Origin of the sequence: Paenibacillus sp. E194 (assembly GCF_000935845.1) — a bacterium.
GTDB classification, from domain to species: domain Bacteria; phylum Bacillota; class Bacilli; order Paenibacillales; family Paenibacillaceae; genus Paenibacillus_B; species Paenibacillus_B alvei_B.
Genome location: NZ_JMDX01000384.1, coordinates 1 through 3,720, shown reverse-complemented (window position 1 = coordinate 3,720; position 3,720 = coordinate 1). Strand labels below are relative to the sequence as shown.

General features: G+C 46.6%; 3 protein-coding genes and 8 tRNA genes. All 11 read right to left on the bottom strand.

Going from position 1 to position 3,720, the window contains the following annotated elements; genetic code table 11:
- Window positions 1-145 precede the first annotated feature (145 nt).
- Complete coding sequence (locus AZ66_RS27820) at window positions 146-1,267, bottom strand: ABC transporter ATP-binding protein (protein WP_044357879.1); 1,122 nt, start codon at window positions 1,265-1,267, stop codon at window positions 146-148.
- A 112-nt stretch (window positions 1,268-1,379) separates the two neighbouring features.
- Window positions 1,380-2,498, bottom strand: a complete 1,119-nt coding sequence (locus AZ66_RS27815; RefSeq protein ID WP_231587081.1) for a PucR family transcriptional regulator — start codon at window positions 2,496-2,498, stop codon at window positions 1,380-1,382.
- A 106-nt stretch (window positions 2,499-2,604) separates the two neighbouring features.
- Window positions 2,605-2,802 carry a hypothetical protein gene (locus AZ66_RS27810; protein ID WP_152523774.1) on the bottom strand — a complete coding sequence of 66 codons (198 nt, stop codon included), beginning with the start codon at window positions 2,800-2,802 and terminating at the stop codon, window positions 2,605-2,607.
- Between the two features lie 77 nt (window positions 2,803-2,879).
- Window positions 2,880-2,955: transfer RNA gene (locus AZ66_RS27805), tRNA-Lys, on the bottom strand.
- Between the two features lie 5 nt (window positions 2,956-2,960).
- A tRNA-Tyr gene (locus AZ66_RS27800) sits at window positions 2,961-3,046 on the bottom strand.
- A gap of 9 nt (window positions 3,047-3,055) precedes the next feature.
- Window positions 3,056-3,131: transfer RNA gene (locus tag AZ66_RS27795), tRNA-Phe, on the bottom strand.
- A gap of 53 nt (window positions 3,132-3,184) precedes the next feature.
- Window positions 3,185-3,261, bottom strand: a tRNA-Asp gene (locus tag AZ66_RS27790).
- A 13-nt stretch (window positions 3,262-3,274) separates the two neighbouring features.
- Window positions 3,275-3,350 (bottom strand) — tRNA-Thr (locus tag AZ66_RS27785).
- A 6-nt stretch (window positions 3,351-3,356) separates the two neighbouring features.
- Window positions 3,357-3,432: transfer RNA gene (locus AZ66_RS27780), tRNA-Val, on the bottom strand.
- 23 nt (window positions 3,433-3,455) lie between these two features.
- A tRNA-Met gene (locus AZ66_RS27775) sits at window positions 3,456-3,532 on the bottom strand.
- Between the two features lie 33 nt (window positions 3,533-3,565).
- Window positions 3,566-3,654, bottom strand: a tRNA-Ser gene (locus AZ66_RS27770).
- Between the last annotated feature and the right edge of the window lie 66 nt (window positions 3,655-3,720).

Sequence of the window (3,720 nt, the reverse complement as noted above, 5' to 3'; positions counted from 1 at the left end):
CAGAACCACCATTTTGAGCAAAAATAAAGACGGTTCAATCCTCCACGATCCGAACATCCATACTTCACTGAACATACAGATTGCGAAACAAAATCATGCAAAAAAGGCTGGCCCTAAGGGCCAGCCTTCTATTTATTGTATCGAATTAGTTTTCGAACAAGTTCAACTCGGTATCTTTATCGAAAATGTGGATTTTGTTCATGTCGATAGCAAGCTTCACATTTTGGCCTTCTTTCGCGTTAGAACGTCCGTCTACACGAGCGATAACCGTTTCTTTGCCTACACCTGTCAAGTACAAGAACATTTCATGACCCATGTTCTCCGTAACTTCGATAGCTGCAGAGAAGATGCTGTCAGGGGAAGCTTCCAAGAATACAGGCTCTTCATGGATATCTTCGGAACGCACGCCGAGAATAACCTCTTTGCCTACATATCCTTTTTCTTTCAAAACTTGTGCACGGCCTGCAGGAACTGCTACATCCAAGCCAGTTGCCTTGAAACGGAAGTTGCCGCCTTGTTCAGACAATACACCTGTAATGAAGTTCATTGTAGGGGATCCGATGAATCCTGCAACGAACATGTTAAGCGGATGATTGTACAATACGTCCGGGGAAGCTGCTTGTTGAATGATACCGTCTTTCATAACAACGATACGGTCACCCATCGTCATCGCTTCGATTTGGTCATGCGTTACGTAGATAACAGTTGTTTGCAAACGCTTAGCAAGCTTGGAGATTTCCGCGCGCATTTGACCGCGCAATTTTGCATCCAAGTTGGAAAGTGGTTCGTCCATCAAGAATACTTGTGGTTCACGAACGATCGCACGACCCAAGGCAACACGCTGACGCTGACCACCGGACAAAGCCTTAGGCTTGCGATCAAGCAAGTGCTCGATGTCCAAGATGCGAGCTGCTTCACGAACGCGCTTGTCGATATCTTCTTTTTTGAACTTACGCAGTTTCAAACCGAATGCCATGTTCTGATACACGTTCATGTGCGGGTACAACGCGTAAGATTGGAATACCATCGCGATATCGCGATCTTTAGGAGCAACGTCATTCACAAGGCGGTCGCCAATGAACAATTTACCTTCAGAGATTTCTTCAAGACCTGCGATCATACGCAGTGTTGTCGACTTACCGCAACCAGATGGGCCTACCAATACGAGGAACTCTTTGTCTTGAATGTCCAGGTTAACATCCTTAACTGTTGGATTATCTGAACCTGAATACTTCTTGTAAATATGTTCTAAACGTACGCCTGCCATGTGCGTTTCCCCCTTATAGTTAGATACAATGTAATCGGTTACTTTCGATACATTTATCTTACCGGAACCCTGTACAAATGACCATACACAAACTGCACAAAAAATGAATGGCCTATTTTGTTACTTTGTACAATAGCAATATCAATTTTACCAACACAGCATCTGTAAATTGACGAACGTCCAACCCGGTCTCATGTTTAATCTTATCTAATCGGTATAATAGCGTATTGCGATGAATATAGAGACGCTTGGCTGTCTCGCTTACACTACAGTCATGCTGGAAGAACGTATCCAGCGTCGACAGTGTTTCTACATCGTTGAAGCTGTCTGCCTTCGTAACGACACGCTGCAGAAACTGCTTACGAACCGCATCCGGTATACTATTGACAAGCCGTTCTAAATGCAGCTCCCATGGAAGATGAATATTGTCTGTGACATGGAACGTCCGCCCCAAGTACATCGTTTCCCTAAGTTGGCTAACGACCGACGGCATCCCCTTCACTGGTGCAAAAGGATACCCAATGGACAGCTGGCTGTCGCCCACCCATTCACTGGCCACCAGCTCATACAGTCCCAGACAGAAAGAAGTAAGCTGCTCTTCCATCGTCTCCTTCGTTTCTACATCCTCATCTGCCTCACTAACTTGAATCAGCTGTTCGGGACATAAGATAAGCCACTCCTTATCCGATAAAGGAAGGAGGATCAATTCTCCGCCAAAATAAGACTTGAGCAATTTATATAAATGCTTGTACCCTGGCTCGTCTCGATGAGCATGTTCCGCAACAAGCAAGAAAGGCACTGTCTGTGTGAACATTTTCGTCTTCCATGAGAAGGAGTCCGGAATTTCCGCGGCCGTATCTCCATCTCGCATGTGTTCGATGATCCATTGACCGATTAGATAGGCCTGCTGCTCATCCGTGACATGAACCGTATCCATCGCCGGTTTCGGTTGATGCTGCATCAACAGCACTAATTCAAGCCATTGCAGTTCTTGTGCCGATAGCGATTTCCCTTGCAGCTTCATGACTTCGGTTGTAGTCTTACCAGGCTTCCATAACAAATACCATTCCTCATCGTGCTTTACCATCGTACGAGCAGATGGAGTTCCATCCTTCAATCCCACAGCTGCTGATATCCAATCTTCCCACTGTGCCGTTGATATGTGTTGCGACTCTAAGCGCATACCTGTTAGTCGCTCGATTTGCAGTTGTAATGCTTGCTTATCCATCATCGCTCTCAACCCATTTCATCCAGCATAAATTACTTCCATTGTACCATATCAAGATACAAAAAACCGGACTGGCTAATCCCAGTCCGGCACTTATGTATGGTGAGTGTTATATGCGTTGTTTAGCAGCCTGTTTGTTTTCTTTCATTCGCATCCATTCTTCTACAGCCAACATGGCCACTATACTGCACGCATAAATAATACCCGCTGTCCTTGGCTTCCCGATTGCGTCAAAACATTTTGCAATACCAAAGCCGCTAAACGTGGTTGCTCCAAACACAGTCACTCGTATGATCCACTTGTTCATGCTGTCTTCACCTACATTCGGTATAGTTGCGAACATACAAAAAAACCTCAGCTTCCGCTGAGATTGATTGAATAAACTGGTGAGCCATGAAGGACTCGAACCTTCGACACCCTGATTAAAAGTCAGGTGCTCTACCAACTGAGCTAATGGCTCGCAAATGGTGGAGGATGATGGATTCGAACCACCGAACCCGGACGGGAACAGATTTACAGTCTGCTGCGTTTGGCCACTTCGCTAATCCTCCATATTGCAATGGTGGCTTGGGACGGAATCGAACCGCCGACACAAGGATTTTCAGTCCTTTGCTCTACCGACTGAGCTACCAAGCCGTATTCAATTAAAAAAAGTGGGGGTTTACCTCCACTTTTACTTGAGATAAAAATGGCGGAGCTGACGGGATTCGAACCCGCGGTCTCCTGCGTGACAGGCAGGCATGTTAGGCCTCTACACCACAGCTCCAGGATGGTTATAATGGTGCCGGCGAAAGGAGTCGAACCCTCGACCTACTGATTACAAGTCAGCCGCTCTACCAACTGAGCTACACCGGCATATTATGGTGGACGCTGACGGGATCGAACCGCCGACCCTCTGCTTGTAAGGCAGATGCTCTCCCAGCTGAGCTAAGCGTCCATGTTGTTGTAAGAAAGGTAATATGGTAGCGGCGGAGGGAGTCGAACCCACGACCTCACGGGTATGAACCGTACGCTCTAGCCAGCTGAGCTACACCGCCATATTATCATCAATTGTATCACCAGAATATAACTGGCGGAGAGAGAGGGATTCGAACCCTCGCGGCTGTTACACCCTAACGCTTTAGCAAAGCGTCCCCTTCGGCCTCTTGGGTATCTCTCCAATTCGTTAAGGTGCGTAATACGCTTGTCCACCGTATTATACGCGATTCATGATACAATTACAAGG

What these genes read in the sequence shown, in the direction of transcription:
- AZ66_RS27820 (WP_044357879.1), bottom strand. Translation starts at nt 1,267, where the DNA reads ATGGCAGGCGTACGTTTAGAACATATTTACAAGAAGTATTCAGGTTCA.
- AZ66_RS27815 (WP_231587081.1), bottom strand. Translation starts at nt 2,498, where the DNA reads ATGATGGATAAGCAAGCATTACAACTGCAAATCGAGCGACTAACAGGT.
- AZ66_RS27810 (WP_152523774.1), bottom strand. Translation starts at nt 2,802, where the DNA reads ATGAACAAGTGGATCATACGAGTGACTGTGTTTGGAGCAACCACGTTT.